Genomic DNA, 23,129 nt, shown 5'->3' with positions numbered 1-23,129 from the left:
GGCCTTTGGCACTCTTCAATCGATTCAACTCTGCGGCCTCATCCCTTGAGAAAGCCCGAACATGAACAGCAGCAAATCATGGTCAGGCTTGGTTGCCACGGAGGCTTTCGCCACCCGCGGCATCGGACAATGGGCATCGCTGCTCGATGCCCCGATCACTTGCATGCGTGGCTGTTCCCAGGCCGCCACCGCCAAAGATGCAACTGCCAAGGTTCCTACCAGAAACAAACCTCGCGCAATTTCTAGTTTCATCGCTATAAACCCTTGATAGCGCTGCCAAACGCCGTCTCATAAAAATAGACGAGTTTTTTCCAGTCCGTAGGGCTGAACGACGAGTGGCGGCGCAATTGTTTCATGTCATGGGAGGCCGCACGATAAGCGGTCAAACGCTGACGGCATTTTTCCAGATCGATCAGGGCCACTTCGACCTTGACCGAGTCGCCTTCGCCGGTGACGCGGACAAAGACGTGCTTGATGTAAATGCAGCTGTGCTGCCAGCGGCCCTGGTGCATGCGGGCCAGGTTTTCGGCGAGGTCCTTGAGCACGCGTTCATACACGGCTTCACCGTACTGCTCGCGACCACCTGCCGCTTCCCACTGTTCAAGCTCCTGGAAACCGTCCAGCGACTTGGTGACCAGCAACGCCCGCCACTTGTGCTGCGGATCAGGCTGGGCCCCGCAAAAAACGATTTCCGGCACCCGGACGCCAAGTCTGGCTACGCCGGTCAGCGCATCCAGTTCACGCAATACGGTCGGTCGGCCGAACGGATGCAACCAGCTGCGATAGATATGTCCTGTCTGGCGTTTGGCATACAGCAGTTGACCATCGCGCCCCACCACCCGCTGCACGCCACTTTCGCCACCACGACGCACGTTGGGTTCTTCCACCCACTCACCGCGCTGGTTCCAGTAATAGTCAAAGCGATCCTGGGGAGCAACTTCCGTTTCTGCTGCAAATTGCACTGCCATCCTCTTACCTCTTGCGTAGTACGTAAACTCGCCACATGGCATAGAGCGGAATGAAGTCCAGTTGTTCCTGGATCCTGAATCCTGCCTCTTCGAATTCCTTTTCAACCGTAGCGGCCGGTAGCACAAACCGGTTCTGATAACCTTCCTGGCCGCGGCGTTTCTCCGCGCGCTTGCGTTTCCAGGCCTTGAAATTGCCATCTACCCACAATGAAACGATCACACTGTCCCGGGTAACCCGTTCGAACTCGCGCAAAATCGTCCGCCGATGCTCGGCCTCGCCGATATGGTGCAGCAGACGCATGCAGAAAATGCTGTCCACGGAGTTGTCAGGCAGCGCGATATCAAACGCCGAGGTGTGCAAGGGTTGTACCCGCTTCACCACATCCGCCGGCTGGGCCTGCATCGCCGTCTTGATCATCGACTCGGAATTGTCTGCCCCGATGATTACCCGATTGGGCTTTTCTGCCAGCAACGGCCAGAAACGTCCGGCACCGCACGGCAGATCCAGCACCAGTCCCGGCTCGCCAACCAGCGTCAGCGCCTTGCGGGCCAACTGCTGATCACGCCAGTTGGACAGGCGACGCCCCAGGCCATCCTGGTGCTTGCGCAGATATTTCTGCGCATGGTTGTCGTCGTACTTCTCGGAAAAATCGAGTTTGATCGGGCCGGCCATCATCGGGACTCCTGAATTGCTGATATCCCCACCTTATGCAGGGGCGTGTCAGCGTCAGGTCATCCCTTTGTGAAAAAAACGTCGCGTAAACCCACGAACTATTTCAAGGTTATACAGGTTTCGTTCAGGTTGGCAGCTTTTTTGTGCCATTTGGGAGGGATTACTGTTTGCCCAGATCTACCTCGAAACGGCAGCCATTGGGCTCCATCGTACTCAAAGTGACGCTCCAGCCCTGGTTTTCACAGATGCGCTGCACCAGTGACAACCCCAGTCCAAGGCCTTCTCCGCGTTTTTCGCTGCCGCGCACGAACGGTTTGAACATTTCCTCGCGCTTTTCCTCGGGAATGCCTACACCCGAGTCCTCGACCACGAAGCCGTTATCGTTGAGCGTCAGCCGAATGAAACCCTGCTCGGTGTAGTGCAGGGCATTACGCAGCAGGTTACCCATCACGGCATTGAGCAGTGTGGCGTTGTAAAGGGTGTCCGGCGGATTGCCCGGCTCGAAAATCAGCTTCAGCCCCTTGGATTCGATCGGCTCGCGCCACACGCCCAGCAGATTGTCCGCCACCTGACCCAGACTGTGCCGCGGCGCCGCCCCCGCATCTTCGCGCTGGGCACGGGCCAGCATCAGGAAGGTCTGCACCAGTTCGCGCATTTCTTCGCTGGCACGAGCAATACGCTCGACCTGGGCGCGGCCGCGCTGATCGATGCCCGGGTTTTCCAGCAGCAGTTCACAGGAGGTGGCCAATACCATCAGCGGTGTGCGCAATTCGTGGCTGACGTCACTGGTGAACAACCGCTCACGGGTCAAAGCCTGACGCAAGCGCCCCAGCGTCGCATCGAAGGCCACCGCCAGTTCACCCACTTCGTCAGCGGCGTAGTCCGGCGCCAGCGGCGGGGCCAGCCCCAGCAACTGATCGCGATGACGCACCTGACGCGCCAACCGGACCACCGGTGCCATCACCTTGCGCGCCAGCACCCAGCCGAGGAAAACCGCCAGCGCCAGACTGAGCACGAAGCCCACCAGCACCACGGCAAACAGTACGCGCTCGCGCTCTTCGAAATCGCTTTGATCCTGCAACAGCACGTAACGCCGACCGTCGACGATTTCGACCATTGCGTGATAGGACAGCTGTTCACGGAAGACTTCGTGGAACCCCGAATCCAGATGCCGCAGGTCCTTGGGCAACTCGAAGTCCCCCGGGCCGCCGCTGAAATAGAACAACTGGTCCGGCTCCGGCCGATGGCTCCAGTCCGAAACGTTGTCCATCAGCAACAGACGCTGCAGATCACCGCCCAATCCAGCAGAAATCAGTTTCTCTTCCACCAGGTGCACGGTCGCGACGATGCCCATGGCGAAGGCCCCCGCCACCAGTGCGCTCATCAGCGCAAAGGCGATGATGATCCGCTGGGCAAGGCTCTGCTTAAACTCCATCGCGGCCCTCGGCCAAGCGATAACCCACGCCGTGCACGGTGTGCAGCAGTGGTTTGGCGAACGGTTTGTCGATCACCTGACGCAATTGGTGGACGTGGCTGCGCAGGCTGTCGCTGTCCGGGCAATCGTCGCCCCACAGGGCCTCTTCGAGAATTTCCCGACGCAGGACGTGCGGGCTCTTCTGCATCAGAACCGCGAGCAGTTTCAGGCCCACCGGGTTGAGCTTGAGCAGCTTGCCTTCGCGGGTCACTTCCAGCGTGTCGAGGTCATAGCTCAAGTCGCCGACCTGCAAGGAGCGACGACCGCCGCCCTGGGTGCGGCGCATCACGGCTTCGATTCGTGCAGCCAGTTCCGACAGCGCGAAAGGCTTGACCAGGTAATCGTCAGCCCCGGACTTGAAGCCCTGCAAACGATCATCGAGCTGATCGCGGGCAGTGAGCATGATCACCGGCGTGTCGCGGCGGGCGTCTTCACGCAGGCGTTTGCACAGGGTGTAGCCGTCGATGCCCGGCAACATGATGTCGAGCACGATCAGGTCATAGTGCTCGGTGGCTGCCAGATGCAGGCCCGACAGACCGTCCTGGGCGCAATCGACGGTATAGCCTTTCAGGCCCAGGTAATCGGCCAGGTTGGCCAGGATATCGCGGTTGTCTTCGACCAATAGAATTCGCATGGGCACCTCTTCCGTACACAGTAACGGCCGTTATGGCCCGCGCAGCTTAAGGCCTGTTTCGGTTCAGGGCCAGCGCTGGTGCCCCGGCGGATGAAATTGCCCGGACGAAATAAATCTTTAACAAAGTTTTCACTATCGATTCACAACCTGACTACAGTGGCGCCGCGAAACTCCCGCGCCATTGATAAAAGGAAAAGAAAACAATGGGTTTCTTCAAGACAGCGCCTATGCGCTATCTGTTGTTGGTCACCGGCGCCTGGCTGGTCGTGTTTCTCCTCACCCGCACCGTACTGCTGCTGACTCATCTGGATGAGGCCGGTGGCGGTGCGCTGTCCGTGTTCGGCGTCGGCCTGGTCTACGACCTGGTCTTTCTCGCCTACGCGGCCCTGCCGATGGGCCTGTATCTGCTGCTGTGCCCGCCGGGCCTGTGGCGGCGGCGCGGTCACCGCTGGTTCCTGCAGGGACTGCTGACGGTCAGCCTGTACGCCATGCTGTTCACGGCGGTGGCCGAGTGGCTGTTCTGGGATGAGTTCGGGGTTCGCTTCAACTTCATCGCCGTCGATTATCTGGTGTATTCCGACGAAGTGCTGAACAACGTGCTGGAGTCCTACCCGATCGGCAAGTTGCTGAGCATCCTGGCGGTGCTGGCCATCGCGTTGAGTTTCGCGCTGCGCAAACCGTTCAACGCGGCACTGGATGCCCCGCTGCCGCCATTGCGCGGGCGGCTGCTCAATGCATTGGTCTTGCTGGTGGTCGCGGGTCTGAGTCTGCAACTGATCAGCCAGGACGCCCCGCGCGCCCAGGGCGGCAACGCCTATCAGAACGAACTGGCGAGCAACGGCCCTTATCAGTTCTTCGCTGCGTTCCGTAATAACGAGCTGGACTACAGCCAGTTCTACAAGAGCCTGCCAGCGGACAAAGTCGCCGGTCAGATGCGTGCCGAACTGAACGAGCCCAATGCCCGCTTCGTCGGTCAGGATCCGCAGGACATCCGTCGCGATATCGACAACCCGGGCGTCACCCGCAAGCCGAACATCGTGCTGGTGACCATCGAAAGTCTCAGCGCCAAATACCTGGGCAGCAATGGTGATGGCCGCAACCTGACGCCGAACCTCGACGCGTTGCGCAAGCAGAGCCTGTACTTCAATAATTTCTACGCCACCGGCACCCGTACCGACCGGGGTCTGGAAGCCATCACTTTGGCCATTCCACCGACGCCGGGCCGTTCGATCGTCAAGCGCATCGGTCGCGAAAGCGGTTTTGCCAGCCTCGGCCAGCAATTGAGCGCGGTCGGCTATGACAGCGTGTTCGTCTACGGTGGCCGTGGCTACTTCGACAACATGAACGCGTTCTTCAGTGGCAACGGCTATCGCGTTGTCGACCAGAGCAGCGTCGATGAGTCGGAAATCCACTTCAAGAATGCCTGGGGCATGGCCGACGAGGATCTGTACAAGCAGACGCTGAAGCTGGCGGACGCCGACTACGCCAAGCAGCAACCTTTCCTGTTGCAGCTGATGACGACCTCGAACCATCGCCCGTACACCTACCCGGAAAACCGCATCGACATCAAATCCGGCAACGGTCGCGATGGTGCGGTGAAGTACACCGACTACGCCATCGGCCAGTTCCTGGAGCAGGCGCGGCAGAAACCGTGGTTCGACAACACGATTTTCATCTTCGTCGCCGACCACACCGCCGGCAGCGCGGGCAAGGAAGACCTGCCGATCACCAACTACCAGATCCCGCTGTTCATCTATGCACCGAAGCTGATCGAAGCACGGGAAAACGCACAACTGGCCAGCCAGATCGACCTCGCGCCGACGCTGCTGGGGCTGTTGAACCTGGACTACCAATCGACGTTCTTCGGCCGCAACCTGCTGCAGGATAACCCGCTGCCACCTCGGGTCGTGGTGGGCAACTATCAGCATCTGGGGCTGTTCGACGGCAAGGATCTGGCGATCCTCAGCCCGCGCCAGGGTCTGCGTCGGCATGACGACGCACTGACCGAAAGCCGCGAGTCCCGGGTCAACAGCGACGACCCGCTGGTCAGCCGCGCCATCTCGTATTACCAAACCGCCAGTTATGGCTTCAAGCAACAGCTGCTTGGCTGGAAAGCACCCAAGGAGGGTGCCGCGCAAGTCAGCGATCGTTAATCGAAGCGCCCCGGACTGATGCTCCGGGGCGTTTTCCCGTTCTGGACCTGTCATGTCATCAAGCGTTGTACGCCCTGCCCCTCGCCCGCTGAACTTCTGGCTGTGCCTGGGGATTCCCGCCGTCGCGGCCGCTCTTCTGATCCTGCTGGAACTCACCGATCTGGACATGAACCTGGCGCGGATGTTCTACGACCCCGCCGCCGGCGACTTCATCGGGCGCCACAGTTACTTCCTGGAAAACATCCTTCACGATCGCGCCAAGCAGGTGGTGATCGCGTTTTCGGTGTTCGCCGTCATCGGTTTCATCGGTGCGTTTTTCATCGACCAGATCAAACCGTACAAGCGTGAATTGGGCTGTCTGGTGCTGTCCCTGGGCTTGGCGACTTCGTTCGTGACACCGATGAAAGCCGTCACCGCCGTGCAGTGCCCGTGGAGCCTCGAGCAGTTCGGCGGCCATGAGACCTACAGCAAACTGCTGGATCACCGCCCGCCGACCGACAAGCCCGGGCGCTGCTGGCCTGGTGGTCATGCGGCTACGGGGTTCACCTTGTTTGCGCTGTTCTTCGTGCTGCGGGATCGTCGCCCGCGACTGGCGCGACAGGCGTTCATCTTCGCATTTGCGCTGGGCTCGGTGTTCTCGATCAGCCGGATGATGCAGGGCGCGCACTTTTTTTCGCACAACGTGTGGACGGCGATTTTCTGCTGGCTGATCTGCCTGGGGTCGTATTACTGGGTGCTGTATCGCCCGACCGTGAAAGCTGAAGCGGTCATGAAGGCACAACCGGTAAACGCCTGATTACTCAAACGCCAGATAACAAAATCAGGACATTAAAAAACCCCGCCTGCTCATCGCAGGCGGGGTTTTTCGTTTCCGGGTAAGGCTGGCTTACATCATGCCGCCCATGCCACCCATGCCGCCCATGTCCGGCATACCGCCGCCTACTGCACCTTCTTTCTTCGGTGCGTCAGCAACAGCGGCTTCGGTGGTCAGAATCAGACCGCCGATCGACGATGCAGCTTGCAGAGCGGAACGGGTTACCTTGGTTGGGTCCAGGATGCCCATTTCGATCATGTCGCCGTATTCGCCAGTCGCAGCGTTGTAACCGAAGTTACCTTTGCCGTTCTTGACTTCGTTGACCACAACGCTTGGCTCGTCGCCGCTGTTGGCAGCGATCTGACGCAGCGGTGCTTCAACGGCACGACGCAGAACAGCGATACCTACGTCCTGGTCGGCGTTGTCGCCTTTCAGGTTGATGATCGCGTTCAGAGCGCGGATCAGCGCAACGCCACCGCCAGGTACCACGCCTTCTTCAACGGCTGCGCGGGTTGCGTGCAGGGCGTCTTCAACGCGGGCTTTCTTCTCTTTCATTTCTACTTCGGAACCGGCGCCAACTTTGATCACCGCAACGCCGCCGGACAGCTTGGCCAGACGCTCTTGCAGTTTTTCACGGTCGTAGTCCGAGGAAGTCTCGGCAACCTGGGCACGGATCTGAGCGATACGCGCCTGGATGTCGCCTTCAACGCCGGCACCGTCAACGATGATGGTGTTTTCCTTGGACAGGGTCACGCGCTTGGCGCTGCCCAGGTGTTCCAGAGTGGTGCTTTCCAGGCTCAGGCCGATCTCTTCGGAGATAACGGTACCGCCGGTCAGAACGGCGATGTCCTGCAGCATGGCCTTGCGACGGTCGCCGAAGCCTGGAGCCTTGACGGCTGCGACTTTGACGATGCCACGCATGTTGTTCACAACCAGAGTCGCCAGGGCTTCGCCTTCAACGTCTTCGGCAACGATCAGCAGTGGACGGCCGGCTTTGGCAACGGCTTCCAGCACTGGCAGCATTTCGCGGATGTTCGAGATCTTCTTGTCGACCAGCAGGATCAGCGCGCCTTCCAGCTCGGCAACCATGGTTTCCGGCTTGTTGACGAAGTACGGGGACAGGTAGCCACGGTCGAACTGCATGCCTTCTACGACCGACAGTTCGTTTTCCAGGCCCGAGCCTTCTTCAACGGTGATCACGCCTTCTTTACCGACTTTTTCCATGGCTTCGGCAATGATGTCGCCGATGGAGTTGTCGGAGTTGGCGGAGATGGTGCCAACCTGGGCGATCGCTTTAGTGTCGGTGCATGGCGCGGACAGCTTTTTCAGCTCGGCAACGACAGCGATGGTCGCTTTGTCGATACCGCGCTTCAGGTCCATCGGGTTCATGCCGGCAGCGACGGCTTTCAGGCCTTCGTTGACGATCGACTGAGCCAGAACGGTAGCGGTGGTAGTACCGTCACCAGCGTCATCGTTGGCACGGGAGGCAACGTCTTTGACCAGCTGCGCGCCCATGTTTTCGAAACGGTCTTCCAGCTCGATTTCCTTGGCAACGGAAACGCCGTCCTTGGTGATGGTCGGAGCGCCGAAGCTCTTCTCGAGGATCACGTTACGGCCTTTCGGGCCCAGGGTCGCTTTTACCGCGTCAGCCAGGACGTTTACGCCAACCAGCATTTTCTTGCGGGCGGAATCGCCGAATTTAACTTCTTTAGCAGCCATGATCGATATTCCTTAAATACTTTGTAGTAGCGGGAAAATGAACGGGGGTAATCAGCCTTCGATAACGGCGAGGATTTCGTTCTCGCTCATTACCAGCAGGTCTTCGCCGTCGACTTTCACGGTGTTGCTGCCGGAGTACGGACCGAACACAACCTTGTCGCCCACTTTCACGGACAGTGCGCGCACTTCACCGCTTTCCAGTGCCTTGCCCGGGCCTACAGCCAGAATCTCACCGTGGTTGGCTTTCTCGGCAGCCGAACCTGGCAGGACGATACCGCCAGCGGTTTTCTTTTCTTCTTCGCTGCGACGGATGACGACGCGGTCATGCAGAGGACGAAGCTTCATTGTCGATCTCTCCTAATTGTGGTTTTCATCGGCCGGTGTAGTCCCGGCGGGTTTAACGAATCCGGCCTGCGCCGGTTGCGGCTCGTCGAGCGAACCGCGGAAGTCTGTCCGGTTCAAATACCGGAAACCTTTCGGTGACCGATACATAAGGGCGCATAAGCTCATTACAAGGGCAGGCCTAAAATTTTTTCATCGCGGCTCGTCATGTGCGCGGCCGTAAACGAACACGGCACCCGAAGGTGCCGTGTGAGTGCAGAAGTTACTTGGTGTCGCGGTGTTCGAACTCTCCTTCGATCACATCGCCTTCGCGGCCAAGGGGCTGGCGCGGTGCGGGACCGCCGCGAGGTTGCAGGTCATCGGCGAACGCACGCTGACGCATGGCCTGTTCTTCGGCGCGCTGGCGCATCTTGTTGGCGAACAGACGACGGCTGAACGGCAACAGCAGGATCAGACCGGCCACGTCGCTGATGAAACCCGGCAGGATCAGCAGGCCACCGGCCAGGGCCAGCATCAGGCCTTCGAGCATGGTCTGCGCAGGCAGTTCGCCGCGGTTCAGGCTTTCACGGGCACGCAGGGCGGTGGCCAGTCCGGCGATACGCAGCACGAATACGCCGAACATCGAGCCGAGAATGATCAGCAGCAGGGCCGGGAAAAATCCGATCGAACCTGCCACTTTGACGAATACGAACAGCTCCAACACCGGGAACAGCAGAAAGAGCAACAAAAAAGGGCGCATCAAAGTTTCCTCAACGCAAGAAATGCCTTGCAGTAAGCCTTAGATGACGTCGCCCTTTCGTGAATTCAAGCGTCGGCCACCGCATTTTTTGGCCAGACCTCGGCGTGAGCCAGAGAAACCAAGGCTTCGCGCACTTGTATCGGCGTATGACAAGGCGCTTGAAACGGCAGCCAGTACAGCGCCTGACCGATGCGCAGGTGCATGCCTTCGGTATCGATCCCGGCCATTTGTGCCGGTACGGTTTTCGGCAGCCCGGCGAGGTCGACGTAGTGTGCGATGGCCTTGGCGTGGTCGCTGTTCATGTGCTCGACCATGCTGATTTCGGCCTTGCCGGCGAACGGGTTGGCCAGGGTCAGGTGATCGACCCAGTGAATCGCGCCGAAACCGCCGATGTAGCGATGACGCACAGGCTTGAGCACCCAGAAATCGAAATCGTGGGCCTTGTGGTAATTCTGCGAATCGGGGAAATAGCGGTAGTAACGCTCGGCGGCGGCTTCGATGGCGGCAGCGTCTTCGAGTTTTTCCGCTTCGGCCAGATAGGTCAGGCGACCAACGGCTTGCACATCGTCGGCTTCACGCTCACCCACCAGCAGCGAACATTTCGGGTCTTTCTGCAGGTTGTGGGTGTGCTGGGCGATGCGGCTGATCAGGATCAGCGGCCGGCCCTGCTCGTCCAGGCAGTAGGGAACCACGGAGCCAAACGGAAAACCGGGCATCGATTTAGAGTGGGTCGACAGCACGCCACGGTATTCCTTGAGAAGCAATTCTCGGGCATTCTTAGCCGCTTCAACGCTCAATTTATGACTCCTTAAATAGAATCCGTCGAAAAAACGGACGAGCAACCTGGATAAGTCCCGGTTGCCATCGGGGCAGTTCTCATGTGCAGCCGGGCCATGTCGGGCGCAGATCGAGAGGCTCTCTAAAGGACACCACTCTGACCTGCTCTCGGGGACATGCGAATGCAACTCAACGACAAAGTAATCATTATCACTGGCGGTTGCCAAGGCTTGGGCCGCTCGATGGCCGAGTATTTCGCAGGCCTGGGCGCGAAGCTGGCACTGGTCGACCTGAACCAGGAAAAACTCGATGACGCCGTCGCGGCCTGCAAGGCCAAGGGTGTCGAGGCCCGCAGTTATCTGTGCAACGTCGCCAATGAAGAGCAGGTGACGCACATGGTCGCTCAGGTGGCCGAAGATTTCGGCGCGATCCACGGCCTGATCAACAACGCCGGGATCCTGCGCGACGGCCTGCTGCTCAAGGTCAAGGATGGCGAAATGACCAAGATGAGCCTGGCCCAGTGGCAGGCGGTGATCGACGTCAACCTGACCGGCGTGTTCCTCTGCACCCGTGAAGTGGCGGCGAAAATGGTCGAGCTGAAGAACAGCGGCGCGATCATCAACATTTCGTCGATCTCCCGCGCGGGCAACGTCGGCCAGACCAACTACTCCGCCGCCAAGGCCGGTGTGGCGGCAGCGACAGTGACCTGGGCCAAGGAACTGGCGCGCTACGGCATTCGCGTGGCGGGCATCGCACCGGGCTTCATCGAAACCGAGATGACCCTGGGCATGAAGCCGGAAGCGCTGGAGAAAATGACCTCGGGCATTCCGCTCAAGCGCATGGGCAAACCTGAAGAGATCGCCCATTCGGCGGCGTACATCTTCGAAAACGACTACTACACCGGCCGGATTCTGGAGATGGACGGCGGGTTGCGCATCTGACCTCTGTCGCACAATGAAAAACGCCCCGGTGCACTGGCACCGGGGCGTTTTTGTTTAAACCACAGGCATCAATCGTCGCTGATGGTGATGTTCGGCATCGCCGGCGACGCCGCTTCCTGCAACACGATCCGCGCGCCGACGTGGCGGGCCAGTTCCTGATAGACCATGGCGATCTGACTGTCCGGCTCGGAAATCACCGTCGGCTTGCCGCCATCGGCCTGTTCGCGGATCAGCATCGACAGCGGCAGCGACGCCAGCAGTTCGACGCCGAACTGGGTCGCCAGCTTCTCGCCACCGCCCTCACCGAACAGATGCTCGGCATGCCCGCAATTCGAGCAGATGTGCACGGCCATGTTTTCCACTACGCCCAGCACCGGAATATTGACCTTGCGGAACATCTCCACGCCTTTGCGCGCATCGAGCAGCGCCAGATCCTGCGGGGTGGTGACGATCACGGCGCCGGCCACCGGGACTTTCTGCGCCAGGGTCAGCTGGATGTCGCCGGTGCCTGGCGGCATGTCGATGACCAGATAATCCAGGTCGCCCCAGGCAGTTTGCGTGACCAGTTGCAGCAGCGCGCCGGAGACCATCGGCCCGCGCCAGACCATCGGCGTATTGTCGTCGGTCAGGAACGCCATCGACATCACTTCCACGCCATGGGCCTGCAGCGGCACGAACCACTTCTGGTCCTTGATCTGCGGACGGGTGCGCTCGGGAATGCCGAACATGATGCCCTGGCTCGGGCCGTAGATATCGGCGTCGAGGATCCCGACCTTCGCGCCTTCACGGGCCAGTGCCAGCGCCAGGTTGGCGGCGGTGGTGGATTTGCCCACGCCGCCCTTGCCGGACGCCACGGCGACCACGTTCTTGACGTTGGCCAGGCCAGGAACCTGCGCCTGGGCCTTGTGCGCGGCGATCACGCTGTTGACCTCGACCTTTGCCGACACAACGCCGTCGAGGTTCTCGATGGCCAGTTGCAGCATTTGCGCCCAGCCGCTCTTGAACAGACCAGCGGCATAGCCGATTTCCAGCTGCACATTGACGCGGTCGCCGGCGATTTCGATGTTGCGCACGCAACCGGCGCTGACCGGGTCCATGTTCAGGTAAGGGTCGGTGTATTGGCTGAGGACGGCTTCCACCGCTGCGCGAGTGACGGCGCTCATGGGCAACTCCGATAACAAGACTGGGAAAAGATGGCGGGTATCCTACCCCTTCTGTCGTCCGGACGGCATGTCCGGCAACCATTTGCAGGGGTGAAATATCTTTCCCGGCGCTTTATAGTGGCCGACCTCCGTTTCATCAAGTAGCGAAGCCCCACATGTCCGAACCACGCAAGATTCTCGTCACCAGCGCCCTGCCCTATGCCAACGGTTCGATCCACCTTGGCCATATGCTGGAGTACATCCAGACCGATATGTGGGTGCGCTTCCAGAAGCATCGCGGCAATCAGTGCATTTATGTCTGCGCCGACGACGCCCACGGTTCGGCGATCATGCTGCGCGCGGAAAAGGAAGGCATCACCCCGGAACAACTGATCGCCAATGTCCAGGCCGAACACAGCGCCGACTTTGCCGAGTTCCTGGTGGACTTCGACAACTTCCACTCCACTCACGCCGAAGAAAACCGTGAGCTGTCGAGCCAGATCTACCTGAAGCTGCGTGACGCCGGGCACATCGCCCAACGTTCGATCACTCAGTATTTCGACCCGGAAAAGAAAATGTTCCTGGCCGACCGCTTCATCAAGGGCACCTGCCCGAAATGCGGCACCGAAGACCAGTACGGCGACAACTGCGAAAAATGCGGTGCGACCTACGCGCCGACCGACCTGAAGGATCCGAAGTCGGCGATCTCCGGCGCCACTCCGGTGCTCAAGGATTCCCAGCACTTCTTCTTCAAGCTGCCTGATTTCCAGGAAATGCTGCAGGCCTGGACCCGCAGCGGCACCCTGCAGGACGCCGTCGCCAACAAGATCGCCGAATGGCTGGACGCCGGCCTGCAACAGTGGGACATCTCCCGCGATGCGCCGTACTTCGGTTTCGAGATCCCGGGCGAGCCGGGCAAGTACTTCTACGTGTGGCTGGATGCGCCGATCGGCTACATGGCCAGCTTCAAGAACCTGTGCAACCGCACGCCGGAGCTGGACTTCGACGCGTTCTGGGGCAAGGACTCCACCGCCGAGCTGTACCACTTCATCGGCAAGGACATCGTCAACTTCCACGCCCTGTTCTGGCCGGCGATGCTCGAAGGCGCGGGTTTCCGCAAGCCGACCGGGATCAACGTGCACGGCTACCTGACCGTCAACGGTCAGAAGATGTCCAAGTCCCGCGGCACCTTCATCAAGGCCCGGACCTACCTGGATCACCTGTCGCCGGAATACCTGCGCTACTACTACGCGGCCAAACTGGGCCGTGGCGTGGACGACCTCGACCTGAACCTCGAAGACTTCGTGCAGAAGGTCAACTCCGACCTGGTCGGCAAAGTCGTCAACATCGCCAGCCGTTGCGCCGGTTTCATCCAGAAGGGCAACGCCGGCCTGCTGGTGGACAACAACGCCGCGCCGGAACTGACCGAAGCCTTCCTGGCTGCCGCGCCGAGCATCGCCGATGCCTATGAAGCCCGCGATTTCGCCCGTGCCATGCGCGAAACCATGGCCCTGGCCGACCGCGCCAATGCCTGGATCGCCGACAAGGCGCCATGGTCGCTGAACAAGCAGGAAGGCAAGCAGGATGAAGTCCAGGCGGTCTGCGCCACGGCGATCAACCTGTTCCGCCAGCTGGTGATCTTCCTCAAGCCGGTGCTGCCAGTGCTGGCCGCCGATGCCGAGGCGTTCCTCAACGTCGCCCCGCTGACCTGGAACGACCACACCACCCTGCTGGCCAATCACCAGTTGAACGAATTCAAACCGTTGATGACCCGCATCGACCCGGTAAAAGTGCAAGCCATGACCGACGCCTCGAAAGAAGACCTGACCGCCAGCCAGACCGACACCGGCGCCGCCGCGCCTGCCGGCAATGGCGAACTGGCCAAGGATCCGCTGTCGCCGGAAATCGACTTCGACACCTTCGCCGCCGTCGACCTGCGCGTGGCACTGATCGTCAAGGCCGAACACGTCGAAGGCGCGGACAAGCTGCTGCGCCTGACCCTGGACATCGGTGATGAGCAACGCAACGTGTTCTCCGGGATCAAGAGCGCTTACCCGGATCCGTCGAAACTCGACGGTCGTCTGACCATGATGATCGCCAACCTCAAGCCACGGAAAATGAAGTTCGGTATCTCCGAAGGCATGGTGATGGCAGCCGGCCCTGGCGGTGAAGAAATCTACCTGCTGAGCCCGGACAGCGGCGCCAAGCCGGGTCAGCGCATCAAGTAAGGTTCTGCACTGACCGATCCCACAGGCGTACCCCGTACGCCTGTGGGATTTTTCATATGTGGCCCGCCCGTCATGGCAGCCGGATAATGCCTAATCTTAAGTGACACCCGCCCGCTCTCACCGGCAGAACCATGACCGAACTCGTGCTTACGCTCTTCAGTGCTGCGCTGATCAACAACTTCGTGTTGCACTGGCCGCTGGGCGTCGATCCGCTGCTGGCTGGCGAGCGCCGTCAGGTGCATGCGCTGGGGCTGGCGACGTTGTGTCTGTTGCTGATTGTCGGCGTGGCGAGTTACGCGATCTGGCATTGGCTGCTGGTGCCGTTGCAAGTGGAGTTCCTGCGCCTGTTCGTATTCCTGCCGCTGAGCGTGCTGCTGATCGCGCCGCTGCTGAAGTGGCTGGCGCGTTGGCGACCCGATATGCCGTTCGACGGTTTGCGGCCGCTGCTGCTGGGCAATGCCGGTGTTTTGGGGCTGACGCTGATCAACGCGCAAGCGGATAAGGGCCTGCTTCATGCAACGGCGCTGAGCCTCGGCGCCGGCCTGGGTTTCTGGCTGGTGCTGAGCGTGTTCAGCGATTTGCGTGAGCGCACGGCCGACAACGATATTCCCCTGCCCTTTCGTGGCCTGCCGATCCAGTTGATCGGCGCCGGACTGATGGCGGTGGCTTTTCTCGGATTCAGTGGACTGATCAAAACATGAGTCTGATTCAACGCATCGATGCCCTGCTGCCGCAGACCCAATGCGGCAAGTGCGGCCATCCCGGATGCAAACCCTACGCTGCAGGCATCGTCGCCGGCGAGCCGATCAACAAGTGCCCGCCGGGTGGCGACGAAACCATCGCGGCACTGGCCGAACTGCTGAAAATTCCGGTGCTGGAACTGGACATCAGCCGTGGCTCGGCGCCGCCGCAAGTGGCGTTCATCCGTGAAGCCGAGTGCATCGGCTGCACCAAGTGCATTCAGGCCTGCCCGATCGATGCCATCGTCGGCGCGGCGAAACTGATGCACACGGTGATCATCGACGAGTGCACCGGTTGCGACCTGTGCGTAGCGCCGTGCCCGGTGGATTGCATCGAGATGCACCCGCTGCCGATCGGAACGCTGCCAGTGGTCGGCGGCCTGGCCAACAGCCTCGAAGAACAACAGGCGCGTACCGCCAAGCGCGATCACGCCCGGCAACGCTTCGAACGGCGTAACGCCCGGCTGCAAAGAGAAGAACAGCAGAAGCAGGCCGAACGCGAAGCTCGCGCACAACGTGCAGCACAGGTTGAAGTTGCGTCCGCCACGCTCGATCCGGTGCAGGCAGCGCTGGAACGGGTGCGCGTGCAGAAAGCCGCGACCGCCGACGCCGCGCTGAAAAAGGCCAAGATCGACGTGGCGATGAGCCGCGCTCAGCTGCACAAATCGCTGAAAGCCTTCGGCCATCCGCCGACCTTCGAACAGCAGTCGCAACTGATCGTTTTACAGCAGCAATTCGAAGCCGCCGAACAGGCCCTGTCCAAACTGGAAAGCCAGGCTGTTCCTGCCCCAGCGGCACCGGCAAAGGATGCCGACCTGAAGCGCGCGAAAATCCAGCTGGCGATGCGCCGTGCCGAGCTGAAAAAGGCGCAGACCGCTGAAGCTCCGCCGGAGCAGATTGCTGCGCTCGAACGAGCCCTGCGTGACGCCGAACAAGCGTTGCACGACGCAGAAGCGGCCAGCGAGCAACCGGCTCCCGATCTGGTGCGTGTGGAGAAACGTCCGATCGACAATCAACTTCGTCAGCTGAAAACCGAACTGGCCTACGCGCGCGCCGACCTGAACAAATTGCAACGACGTGACGGCACGCCAGCCGAGGTCCTCGACAAGGCCCGCACCCGCCTGCAAGAGGCGGAGCGGCAGGTGGAAGCCCATGTCATCCATTGAAACCAGGGACGAACGCCTGCAACAGGCAATGAAGCTGGTTCTGCTGGCGACATTGCCGGGGTTGTTGGTGTTGTTCTGGTTTTACGGCTGGGGCGTGTTGATCAACCTGATCCTGTCCGTTGCCACAGCCTTGAGCGTCGAAGCCGCCGTGACCTCTCTGCGCCGACAGCCGCTGCAAGCCACCTTGACCGATGGCAGCGCGGTGGTCAGCGCCACGCTGCTGGCCATCGCCCTGCCGCCTTACTGCCCGTGGTGGCTGACGGTCACGGCGATAGGCTCAGGCCTGCTGTTGGGCAAACACTTGTACGGTGGCGTGGGCCGAAATCCTTTCAATCCGGCCATGCTCGGCTTTGCCTTGGTGATGGTGATGTTCCCGCAACCGATGACCCATTGGCCGGCCCATGGCATGGATCTGACGGCGGCTTTTGGCCAAGTGTTCAATCTGGGCACGCAGCCGGACGCCTGGGTTCAGGCCACTGCGCTGGACAGTCTGCGCATCAACAAAAGCCTGACCATGGATGAACTGTTTGCCGGCAATCCGGCATTCGGCCGTTTTGGCGGTCATGGTATGGAGTGGGTGAATCTGGCGTTTCTCGCCGGCGGGCTGTTCCTGCTGCAGCGGCGGGTGATCGGCTGGCAGGCGCCGGTCGGCATGCTCGCCAGCCTGTTTGTCATCAGCCTGCTGTGCTGGAATGGCTCAGGGTCCGACTCCCATGGCTCATCGCTGTTTCATCTGCTGAGCGGCGCCACCATGCTTGGCGCGTTCTTCATCGTCACCGAGCCGGTTTCCGGTGCAAAAAGCCCGCTCGCACGCCTGTTGTTCGGCGTGGGCGCCGGCCTGCTGACCTATCTGATTCGTACCTGGGGCGGTTACCCGGATGGCGTGGCATTTGCGGTGTTGCTGATGAACCTTTGCGTGCCGACACTGGAACGCTTTGCAGCCGCTCGTCAGGCGCAGGTGAAGCCATGAACCGCACAAACAGCCTGATCACCCTGGCCTTGCTGACAACGATAGGTGTCAGTGTGACCTATGTTGTGCAACGCAGCAACGCACCGCACATCGCCGCCGAACAGCGTCAGCTCGAAAGTCGCAAACTGCTGGACGTGCTTTCAGTCGATGCCTACGACAATCAGCCTCTGGAACAACCTCTGGCGCTGGCCGACGTCAATCTGAGCCACAGCGAGTTGCTGGGTGGTTATCGGGCGACCAAGGCCGGCCAACCGGTGGCGGTGCTGCTGCGCACCCGGACCGAGGGCTATGCGGGTCCCATCGAATTGCTGATTGCCATCGATGCCAATGGCCGGTTGCTCGGCGTGAAAACCCTGGAGCAAACTGAAACGCCGGCGCTGGGCGGACATATTGGCGACTGGCCAAATAGCTGGTTGCAGGCGTTTATCGGTAAATCCGGCAGCCAACCGACCGATGCCGGATGGGCCCTGAAAAAGGATCAGGGACAATTCGACCAGATCGCTGGTGCAACCATCACGTCCCGCGCATCCATCAACGCCATCCACGATGCCCTGCGTTATTTCGATGATCACCGTACGACCCTGCTCGGGAGCGCGCCATGAACACGTCAGCGACGCTGTCGAACTCAATGATGCTGGCGCTGTTGATTGGCGCCACCGACTCCGTGGCTGGTGCGCTGGCGATTGTGTTGATGTTCGCTGTAGTGGTGAGCCTGTACGGCGTGTGCATGGCGCCGCTTCGGGCACGACTGAGCAGCGAGAGCCTGTTACCGGTCAGCCTGGTGCTGGCCGCGACGTTGACGGGGTGCGCCGATATTCTGCTGCAACGCAGCGCTGTGCAGTGGCATCAACTGGTCAGCCTTTACGCCGGCCTGATCGGTTTACAGTGCGTCATATTCGAACATAACGGATTCTATCGACTGCCAGCCCGAGGACGTCTGAAACTGTGCGGCTTGTTCATCGCACTGATGACCGTGCTGGCGGTGTTGCGCGAGCTGCTCGGTCAGGGCAGCATCGGCCATCACCTGTCGGATCACTGGCAAGGTTTGATTCTGTTCGGCGACGGCCTGCATTTCGCGACGCTGGCTCCCGGCGCCTTCATATTGCTGGGGCTGTTGCTCGCCGCCCGTCAGGCCTGGACTCGCTCCGCCGCCCCTCCCGAGGAAACGCATCACCCATGAATGCCGCAAAACGTCTGGAGATCTTCCGCAGATTTCACGAGGACAATCCCGAACCCAAGACCGAACTGGCCTATTCCTCGCCTTTCGAACTGTTAATTGCGGTGATTCTGTCCGCGCAATCAACTGATGTCGGCGTAAACAAGGCGACGGCAAAGCTTTACCCGGTGGCCAACACTCCGGCCGCCATTCATGCCTTGGGCGTCGAAGGGTTGTCCGAGTACATCAAGACTATCGGCCTCTATAACAGCAAGGCCAAAAACGTGATCGAAACCTGTCGCATGCTGGTCGAGCTGCACAATGGTGAAGTCCCGCAGACGCGCGAAGAGCTGGAGGCATTGCCCGGCGTAGGTCGCAAGACCGCCAACGTCGTGCTCAATACCGCGTTCCGACAGTTGACGATGGCGGTGGACACCCACATTTTCCGGGTCAGCAACCGCACCGGCATTGCCCCTGGCAAGAATGTGGTCGAAGTGGAAAACAAACTGATGAAGTTTGTGCCAAAGCAATACCTGCTCGACTCACACCACTGGCTCATTCTTCACGGGCGCTACGTGTGCCTGGCCCGCAAGCCACGGTGCGGCAGCTGTCGGATCGAAGACTTGTGCGAATACAAGGCCAAAACTTCGGACGATTGAGCGTCTATTGGAATTATTGATATTGCGATTGAAAAAATCTTTTTTACGATCTGCTGGATTATCGATATAAGGAGCGCCAAAGGCAGTCTTAGCCTGGAGTTAACCTTATGAGCACCAGCAAAGAGCAAGTGGACGTAGAAGACGATTTCGTCGCAGATGCGGACGACGAACCGGTGGTTGAGGTCGCCAAAACGAACCTGAGCAAACGCCGGACCATCGATAACATGCTTGAGGAACGCCGACTGCAAAAGCAATTGGCCGATTACGACTTTGATCTCTGACATTTAAAAGCCTCCGCAACGGAGGCTTTTTCATTTCTGCTGCAAGCTGATGCCGATCTGCCCATGATCCGTCAGCGACTGAAGCGGTCAAACCAGGCCATTGCGCTGGGCCAGTTCGATCAGATCCACCAGCGACCGCGCGTTGAGCTTCAACAGCAACCGTGTCTTGTAGGTGCTGACGGTCTTGTTGCTGAGAAACATGCCATCGGCGATTTCCTTGTTGGTCTTGCCGCGTGCCAGCTGCTGCAACACCATCATCTCGCGCCCGGAAAGACGATCCACCATATCGGCTTCACTGGCATTTCCCAGGCTTGTGCGTACGGTGTGCAACGCCTGATTCGGAAAATAACTGTATCCGGACAGCACAGCCTTGATAGCACTGAGCAGTTCGGTCAGATCCTGTTGTTTGCAGACATATCCTGCTGCCCCCGACTGCATGCAACGCATGGAGAAATGCCCCGGGGCCTGAGATGTCAGCACCAGCACTTTCAGGGGCATCGCGCTGGTCGTAAGCCGCGCAATCACTTCCAGACCATCAAGTTTCGGTATACCGATATCCAGAATGACAATATCGGGCATCTGGTCGCGAGCCAGTTGTAAGGCATCCACTCCGTTATCCGTCTCTGCAATGACTTCGTAGCCATGACGCTCCATCAGCATACGCACCGCAAGACGAATGACAGGATGATCTGGGGCCTATCAAACGTTAGCAAAGTTCAAAACATCCTTTGTAGAATTCCACTGCGTGAACGCCAATGCCATCTGGTTCGAAAATGGATACCCGCTTAGCTGCCCCTTGCGACAGGCAAAGATCGGTCATTAGCTGCCAGTCACGAAAGGCTGTTTTCGACCATAGCTGCCAGTAAGCAGAGATAGAATCAGGCCAAAACCGGTCCACAGCACCAAGCATGATGCCCGAGACGGGAAGAAATAGATCATGGCTGAGAATGAGGTGAAGCTGCACTGGAAGTATGAGTCCATTGCAATGGTTATATTAGCGATTTTTCTTATATTAATTAGATATTTATTGGTGCGATATTGCCACTAGCGTTCGCACTTTCCGCTTTCACTGTCTACATTGTCTGAAAACGAATCGTTTTAAAGCATCTCTACTAGCGCAGCAATCGCCTTACGAAGTCCACTTTTGCATGCATCTGCTTCGCCACAAAGGATAAAAATATGGCAAGTAACTACAAAGACAATATGGAATTTGAAGCAGAAGTAAGACGAATCGCTGAAGTTATTTGGAGCTTAGAGCCTGGTGAGTGCCAACCAAGCCACTACAGTGACAATCCAGTCGTAAAGGAATTGGATGGCCTAGCAAGGTTAAGAGATTGCACGCATCTATTAATGGTAACCACTAGTACGAAATTTGACAAGATCAAGGGTGATGTAAAAAAGTTGGCCGCGGCTGAAGTAATAGAAAAAAAGACCAATCCAACCATTTCGAAATGGCTTATAACTCAACGTCAATTAGATGCAGAACATATAGATTACGCTAGAAGGAACAATGTACAGTCACTGACCTTCGAGCAGTTTCAACGAAGATTTTTTGATGGTCGCATGTACCTAAGCAAAAGATCCGTGGCAGCATTTGGCTCTGCACGCGATCCTCACACTGACTCTATCACCATTGGAGATGATACTTATGTACCACTTCCCATGAGAATAGTGCATACAAATATAAATCAGTTGAAAAAGCAAATTTCAAAGACTCCGCCCATAGATATTCAAGGGATAGCTTCCCAGATTCTTGATGGAAATACTGTAATACTAGTCGCACCTTTTGGCTCAGGTAAAAGTCTTACCACAAGAGAAATATTCAAAGAACTTGGCGCAAGACACAGAAAAGACCCATCAATAAAAGCGCCGATCACTTTGAATCTTAGAGAACACTGGGGGCAAGACTATTGCGATGAAATGCTTGAGCGGCATGCTCGTTCGATAGGTTACACACCGAGAGAAGACTTGGTGATCGCTTGGCGAGCAGGAATGACCGATCTCTTGCTAGACGGGTTTGATGAAGTTGCATCGCAAACGGTAATCCGAACCGACGACAAAAACTTTATGAAGGATGCGAGGAAGAAGGCTCTTCAGGGAGTAAGAGACTTCACTAGCAAGACTCCTATGGGGACTGGGCTCTTTATATGTGGTCGAGATCACTATTTTGATACCTTCCAGGAGCTGACATACACCTTAGGAATAGGTCAAAAAAATCATATTATTGTTCAACTAGATGAATTTACCGAGGCCGGCGTTGATGAGTTCCTGAAAAGAAATGGAATTTCCCATCAACTCCCGGACTGGCTACCTCGAAAGCCATTGATACTTGCATATCTAGCGGGAAAGGACTTAATCCAAGAAATAATTTCAATTGATTCCTCCCAAGGTTTTGGTTATGCATGGGACACATTTCTTGATCGTATCTGTCAACGCGAAGCGTCATTGGAAAAGTCCGCTATAGATCCCGTTACTCTCAGAAATGTTATGGAGCGACTCGCTAATATTGTTCGCTCCAAATCATCAGGTACAGGCCCGATAACCGGCAGCGATTTGTCTGAGGCATATAACTTAGAAACGGGGCAAGCGGCAGGCGAAGGAGTACTCGCGCATCTTCAACGTCTTCCAGGGTTGACTCAAAGAGATAGCGACCCAGGTTCAAGATCTTTCGTGGATGAAGACATGCTAGCGGCCCTCCAAGGATCCGCCTTCGCAAGAATGATACTTAGTGAGGACTCCTCTACGAGATCCAATCCAATTTCCGAAATCTCTGAAAAAGCGATCTCAATGGCTTCCTATATTTTACAACGTCAAAAAACTCTTCCTGAGACATTAATAACAGTAAGCGATCGTATATCGCGCAGCAGAAATAATGACAAGGGAGCCTCTCAAGTTATCGCAGATTGCTCGATGATTGCAATTCATATGGCCTCAATACAAGAACAATCTTCGATAGATTTTAGAGGCCTCACAATCGACTCCGCATCACTGGGGAGAATTAATTTAGAAGATATTGAGATTTCCGATTTGGAAATACGAAACTCAACAATAAAGGAGATTGTCCTTCCCGCAAGCATCAACGAGCCGAAGATAAAGTTCTATAATTGCCTGATCACAAAAGTATCTGGCGTATCTAACAAGAGTGCTTTGCCAGCCGAAAATTTTTCTGCGTGCGAGATTGGTGAGTTTGACGACGTATCAACAAATAATGCAGTTATGAAGCTATCAATATCCCCCCAACTAAAAGCGCTGCTTTCCATACTTAGGAAATTATACAAGCAAGCTGGTGCGGGTCGAAAAATCAGTGCACTGAGCAGAGGGATAACCAATACTGAAGTTGCGCAGTATATTCAGCCGGTTCTTGGTATTTTAGAGGCACACAAGTTTGTAACAATATTCAACAAAGTTGTTCATCCAGTAAGAAAGCAAGCGAGTCGAGTTGAGGTGATTTTAAGCGCTCCGGCATTTAATAATGATTTGTTAGTGGAGGATGTAAAAAAACTATAGGCGGCCAGATTATTTTAAAAAAGCTACTCTTGTAGCCCATCGTAAA

23 protein-coding genes are annotated in these 23,129 nt (G+C 57.9%); 12 read left to right on the top strand and 11 right to left on the bottom strand.

Annotation, left to right across the window (positions count from 1 at the left end):
- Window positions 1-24: 24 nt before the first annotated feature.
- The 5 genes from CAG02_RS13750 to colR form a co-directional block, all read right to left on the bottom strand.
- Window positions 25-252 carry a hypothetical protein gene (locus CAG02_RS13750; RefSeq protein ID WP_085709549.1) on the bottom strand — a complete coding sequence of 76 codons (228 nt, stop codon included), beginning with the start codon at window positions 250-252 and terminating at the stop codon, window positions 25-27.
- 2 nt (window positions 253-254) lie between these two features.
- Entirely contained in the window at window positions 255-968 is a 714-nt protein-coding gene (locus tag CAG02_RS13745; protein ID WP_085709548.1) for a lipopolysaccharide kinase InaA family protein, read from the bottom strand.
- A 4-nt stretch (window positions 969-972) separates the two neighbouring features.
- A complete protein-coding gene (locus CAG02_RS13740; RefSeq protein WP_085709742.1) occupies window positions 973-1,641 on the bottom strand; it encodes a class I SAM-dependent methyltransferase in 669 nt (222 codons plus the stop codon).
- A gap of 160 nt (window positions 1,642-1,801) precedes the next feature.
- Complete coding sequence (locus CAG02_RS13735; protein ID WP_085709547.1) at window positions 1,802-3,076, bottom strand: HAMP domain-containing sensor histidine kinase; 1,275 nt, start codon at window positions 3,074-3,076, stop codon at window positions 1,802-1,804.
- Entirely contained in the window at window positions 3,066-3,749 is a 684-nt protein-coding gene (gene colR / locus CAG02_RS13730) for a two-component system response regulator ColR (protein WP_085709546.1), read from the bottom strand. Before colR ends, CAG02_RS13735 begins: the two co-directional genes overlap by 11 nt.
- Before the next feature lie 203 nt (window positions 3,750-3,952).
- Here colR and CAG02_RS13725 point away from each other — a divergent pair, with 203 nt between their 5' ends.
- Both CAG02_RS13725 and CAG02_RS13720 read left to right on the top strand, forming a co-directional pair.
- Window positions 3,953-5,902 carry an LTA synthase family protein gene (locus CAG02_RS13725; RefSeq protein ID WP_085709545.1) on the top strand — a complete coding sequence of 650 codons (1,950 nt, stop codon included), beginning with the start codon at window positions 3,953-3,955 and terminating at the stop codon, window positions 5,900-5,902.
- A 52-nt stretch (window positions 5,903-5,954) separates the two neighbouring features.
- Complete coding sequence (locus CAG02_RS13720; RefSeq protein WP_085709544.1) at window positions 5,955-6,698, top strand: phosphatase PAP2 family protein; 744 nt, start codon at window positions 5,955-5,957, stop codon at window positions 6,696-6,698.
- 90 nt (window positions 6,699-6,788) lie between these two features.
- Here the strand turns inward: CAG02_RS13720 and groL are convergent, their stop codons facing one another.
- The 4 genes from groL to CAG02_RS13700 all read right to left on the bottom strand — a co-directional run bounded on the left by groL (window position 6,789) and on the right by CAG02_RS13700 (window position 10,313).
- The gene (gene groL, locus CAG02_RS13715) at window positions 6,789-8,435 is read right to left on the bottom strand and encodes a chaperonin GroEL (RefSeq protein WP_085709543.1); all 1,647 of its coding nucleotides are present in this window, start codon (window positions 8,433-8,435) and stop codon (window positions 6,789-6,791) included.
- Between the two features lie 51 nt (window positions 8,436-8,486).
- Window positions 8,487-8,780: a co-chaperone GroES gene (locus tag CAG02_RS13710; protein WP_011335724.1), complete on the bottom strand. Its 294-nt coding sequence runs from the start codon at window positions 8,778-8,780 to the stop codon at window positions 8,487-8,489.
- Between the two features lie 259 nt (window positions 8,781-9,039).
- Window positions 9,040-9,516 (bottom strand): FxsA family protein, encoded by a 477-nt coding sequence (locus CAG02_RS13705; RefSeq protein WP_085709542.1) that lies wholly within the window; start codon window positions 9,514-9,516, stop codon window positions 9,040-9,042.
- Between the two features lie 65 nt (window positions 9,517-9,581).
- Window positions 9,582-10,313 carry a HugZ family protein gene (locus CAG02_RS13700; RefSeq protein ID WP_085709541.1) on the bottom strand — a complete coding sequence of 244 codons (732 nt, stop codon included), beginning with the start codon at window positions 10,311-10,313 and terminating at the stop codon, window positions 9,582-9,584.
- Window positions 10,314-10,475: 162 nt separating this feature from the next.
- Here CAG02_RS13700 and CAG02_RS13695 point away from each other — a divergent pair, with 162 nt between their 5' ends.
- A complete protein-coding gene (locus CAG02_RS13695) occupies window positions 10,476-11,234 on the top strand; it encodes an SDR family oxidoreductase (protein ID WP_085709540.1) in 759 nt (252 codons plus the stop codon).
- A 68-nt stretch (window positions 11,235-11,302) separates the two neighbouring features.
- Here CAG02_RS13695 and apbC read toward each other — a convergent pair whose 3' ends face one another.
- Window positions 11,303-12,397 carry an iron-sulfur cluster carrier protein ApbC gene (apbC, locus tag CAG02_RS13690; protein WP_085709539.1) on the bottom strand — a complete coding sequence of 365 codons (1,095 nt, stop codon included), beginning with the start codon at window positions 12,395-12,397 and terminating at the stop codon, window positions 11,303-11,305.
- Window positions 12,398-12,552: 155 nt separating this feature from the next.
- On the opposite strand from apbC, the gene metG reads away from it, so the two are divergent.
- The 8 genes from metG to CAG02_RS29825 all read left to right on the top strand — a co-directional run bounded on the left by metG (window position 12,553) and on the right by CAG02_RS29825 (window position 19,576).
- Window positions 12,553-14,604 carry a methionine--tRNA ligase gene (gene metG, locus CAG02_RS13685; RefSeq protein WP_085709538.1) on the top strand — a complete coding sequence of 684 codons (2,052 nt, stop codon included), beginning with the start codon at window positions 12,553-12,555 and terminating at the stop codon, window positions 14,602-14,604.
- Window positions 14,605-14,735: 131 nt separating this feature from the next.
- Window positions 14,736-15,305 carry an Rnf-Nqr domain containing protein gene (locus CAG02_RS13680; protein ID WP_085709537.1) on the top strand — a complete coding sequence of 190 codons (570 nt, stop codon included), beginning with the start codon at window positions 14,736-14,738 and terminating at the stop codon, window positions 15,303-15,305.
- Window positions 15,302-16,510, top strand: coding sequence for an electron transport complex subunit RsxB (gene rsxB, locus CAG02_RS13675; RefSeq protein ID WP_085709536.1), 1,209 nt, complete (start codon window positions 15,302-15,304; stop codon window positions 16,508-16,510). Before CAG02_RS13680 ends, rsxB begins: the two co-directional genes overlap by 4 nt.
- Window positions 16,497-17,480 carry an RnfABCDGE type electron transport complex subunit D gene (locus tag CAG02_RS13670; protein ID WP_085709535.1) on the top strand — a complete coding sequence of 328 codons (984 nt, stop codon included), beginning with the start codon at window positions 16,497-16,499 and terminating at the stop codon, window positions 17,478-17,480. Before rsxB ends, CAG02_RS13670 begins: the two co-directional genes overlap by 14 nt.
- A complete protein-coding gene (locus tag CAG02_RS13665; protein ID WP_085709534.1) occupies window positions 17,477-18,082 on the top strand; it encodes an RnfABCDGE type electron transport complex subunit G in 606 nt (201 codons plus the stop codon). The genes CAG02_RS13670 and CAG02_RS13665 overlap by 4 nt, the downstream gene beginning before the upstream one ends.
- Window positions 18,079-18,660, top strand: coding sequence for an Rnf-Nqr domain containing protein (locus tag CAG02_RS13660; RefSeq protein ID WP_085709533.1), 582 nt, complete (start codon window positions 18,079-18,081; stop codon window positions 18,658-18,660). The genes CAG02_RS13665 and CAG02_RS13660 overlap by 4 nt, the downstream gene beginning before the upstream one ends.
- Window positions 18,657-19,295 carry an endonuclease III gene (gene nth / locus CAG02_RS13655; protein ID WP_085709532.1) on the top strand — a complete coding sequence of 213 codons (639 nt, stop codon included), beginning with the start codon at window positions 18,657-18,659 and terminating at the stop codon, window positions 19,293-19,295. The genes CAG02_RS13660 and nth overlap by 4 nt, the downstream gene beginning before the upstream one ends.
- 107 nt (window positions 19,296-19,402) lie before the next feature.
- Window positions 19,403-19,576: a PA3496 family putative envelope integrity protein gene (locus CAG02_RS29825; protein ID WP_167443787.1), complete on the top strand. Its 174-nt coding sequence runs from the start codon at window positions 19,403-19,405 to the stop codon at window positions 19,574-19,576.
- An 87-nt stretch (window positions 19,577-19,663) separates the two neighbouring features.
- Here the strand turns inward: CAG02_RS29825 and CAG02_RS13650 are convergent, their stop codons facing one another.
- Window positions 19,664-20,236: a response regulator transcription factor gene (locus CAG02_RS13650; RefSeq protein WP_139831875.1), complete on the bottom strand. Its 573-nt coding sequence runs from the start codon at window positions 20,234-20,236 to the stop codon at window positions 19,664-19,666.
- A 519-nt stretch (window positions 20,237-20,755) separates the two neighbouring features.
- On the opposite strand from CAG02_RS13650, the gene CAG02_RS29570 reads away from it, so the two are divergent.
- The gene (locus CAG02_RS29570; RefSeq protein WP_139831874.1) at window positions 20,756-23,083 is read left to right on the top strand and encodes an NACHT domain-containing NTPase; all 2,328 of its coding nucleotides are present in this window, start codon (window positions 20,756-20,758) and stop codon (window positions 23,081-23,083) included.
- The last annotated feature ends 46 nt before the right edge of the window (window positions 23,084-23,129 follow it).

Origin of the sequence: Pseudomonas sp. R43(2017), assembly GCF_002112345.1 — a bacterium.
In the GTDB taxonomy this organism is placed as follows: domain Bacteria; phylum Pseudomonadota; class Gammaproteobacteria; order Pseudomonadales; family Pseudomonadaceae; genus Aquipseudomonas; species Aquipseudomonas kribbensis.
Note: the sequence above shows the minus strand (reverse complement) of the source record. Positions and strands in the feature narration are given on the sequence as shown.

Excerpts from the sequence above, each read along its gene's own strand:
- CAG02_RS13750 (WP_085709549.1), bottom strand. The coding sequence starts at position 252 with ATGAAACTAGAAATTGCGCGAGGTTTGTTTCTGGTAGGAACCTTGGCA.
- CAG02_RS13745 (WP_085709548.1), bottom strand. The coding sequence starts at position 968 with ATGGCAGTGCAATTTGCAGCAGAAACGGAAGTTGCTCCCCAGGATCGC.
- CAG02_RS13740 (WP_085709742.1), bottom strand. The coding sequence starts at position 1,641 with ATGGCCGGCCCGATCAAACTCGATTTTTCCGAGAAGTACGACGACAAC.
- CAG02_RS13735 (WP_085709547.1), bottom strand. The coding sequence starts at position 3,076 with ATGGAGTTTAAGCAGAGCCTTGCCCAGCGGATCATCATCGCCTTTGCG.
- colR (WP_085709546.1), bottom strand. The coding sequence starts at position 3,749 with ATGCGAATTCTATTGGTCGAAGACAACCGCGATATCCTGGCCAACCTG.
- CAG02_RS13725 (WP_085709545.1), top strand. The coding sequence starts at position 3,953 with ATGGGTTTCTTCAAGACAGCGCCTATGCGCTATCTGTTGTTGGTCACC.
- CAG02_RS13720 (WP_085709544.1), top strand. The coding sequence starts at position 5,955 with ATGTCATCAAGCGTTGTACGCCCTGCCCCTCGCCCGCTGAACTTCTGG.
- groL (WP_085709543.1), bottom strand. The coding sequence starts at position 8,435 with ATGGCTGCTAAAGAAGTTAAATTCGGCGATTCCGCCCGCAAGAAAATG.
- CAG02_RS13710 (WP_011335724.1), bottom strand. The coding sequence starts at position 8,780 with ATGAAGCTTCGTCCTCTGCATGACCGCGTCGTCATCCGTCGCAGCGAA.
- CAG02_RS13705 (WP_085709542.1), bottom strand. The coding sequence starts at position 9,516 with ATGCGCCCTTTTTTGTTGCTCTTTCTGCTGTTCCCGGTGTTGGAGCTG.
- CAG02_RS13695 (WP_085709540.1), top strand. The coding sequence starts at position 10,476 with ATGCAACTCAACGACAAAGTAATCATTATCACTGGCGGTTGCCAAGGC.
- apbC (WP_085709539.1), bottom strand. The coding sequence starts at position 12,397 with ATGAGCGCCGTCACTCGCGCAGCGGTGGAAGCCGTCCTCAGCCAATAC.
- metG (WP_085709538.1), top strand. The coding sequence starts at position 12,553 with ATGTCCGAACCACGCAAGATTCTCGTCACCAGCGCCCTGCCCTATGCC.
- CAG02_RS13680 (WP_085709537.1), top strand. The coding sequence starts at position 14,736 with ATGACCGAACTCGTGCTTACGCTCTTCAGTGCTGCGCTGATCAACAAC.
- rsxB (WP_085709536.1), top strand. The coding sequence starts at position 15,302 with ATGAGTCTGATTCAACGCATCGATGCCCTGCTGCCGCAGACCCAATGC.
- CAG02_RS13670 (WP_085709535.1), top strand. The coding sequence starts at position 16,497 with ATGTCATCCATTGAAACCAGGGACGAACGCCTGCAACAGGCAATGAAG.
- CAG02_RS13665 (WP_085709534.1), top strand. The coding sequence starts at position 17,477 with ATGAACCGCACAAACAGCCTGATCACCCTGGCCTTGCTGACAACGATA.
- CAG02_RS13660 (WP_085709533.1), top strand. The coding sequence starts at position 18,079 with ATGAACACGTCAGCGACGCTGTCGAACTCAATGATGCTGGCGCTGTTG.
- nth (WP_085709532.1), top strand. The coding sequence starts at position 18,657 with ATGAATGCCGCAAAACGTCTGGAGATCTTCCGCAGATTTCACGAGGAC.
- CAG02_RS29825 (WP_167443787.1), top strand. The coding sequence starts at position 19,403 with ATGAGCACCAGCAAAGAGCAAGTGGACGTAGAAGACGATTTCGTCGCA.
- CAG02_RS13650 (WP_139831875.1), bottom strand. The coding sequence starts at position 20,236 with ATGCTGATGGAGCGTCATGGCTACGAAGTCATTGCAGAGACGGATAAC.
- CAG02_RS29570 (WP_139831874.1), top strand. The coding sequence starts at position 20,756 with ATGGCAAGTAACTACAAAGACAATATGGAATTTGAAGCAGAAGTAAGA.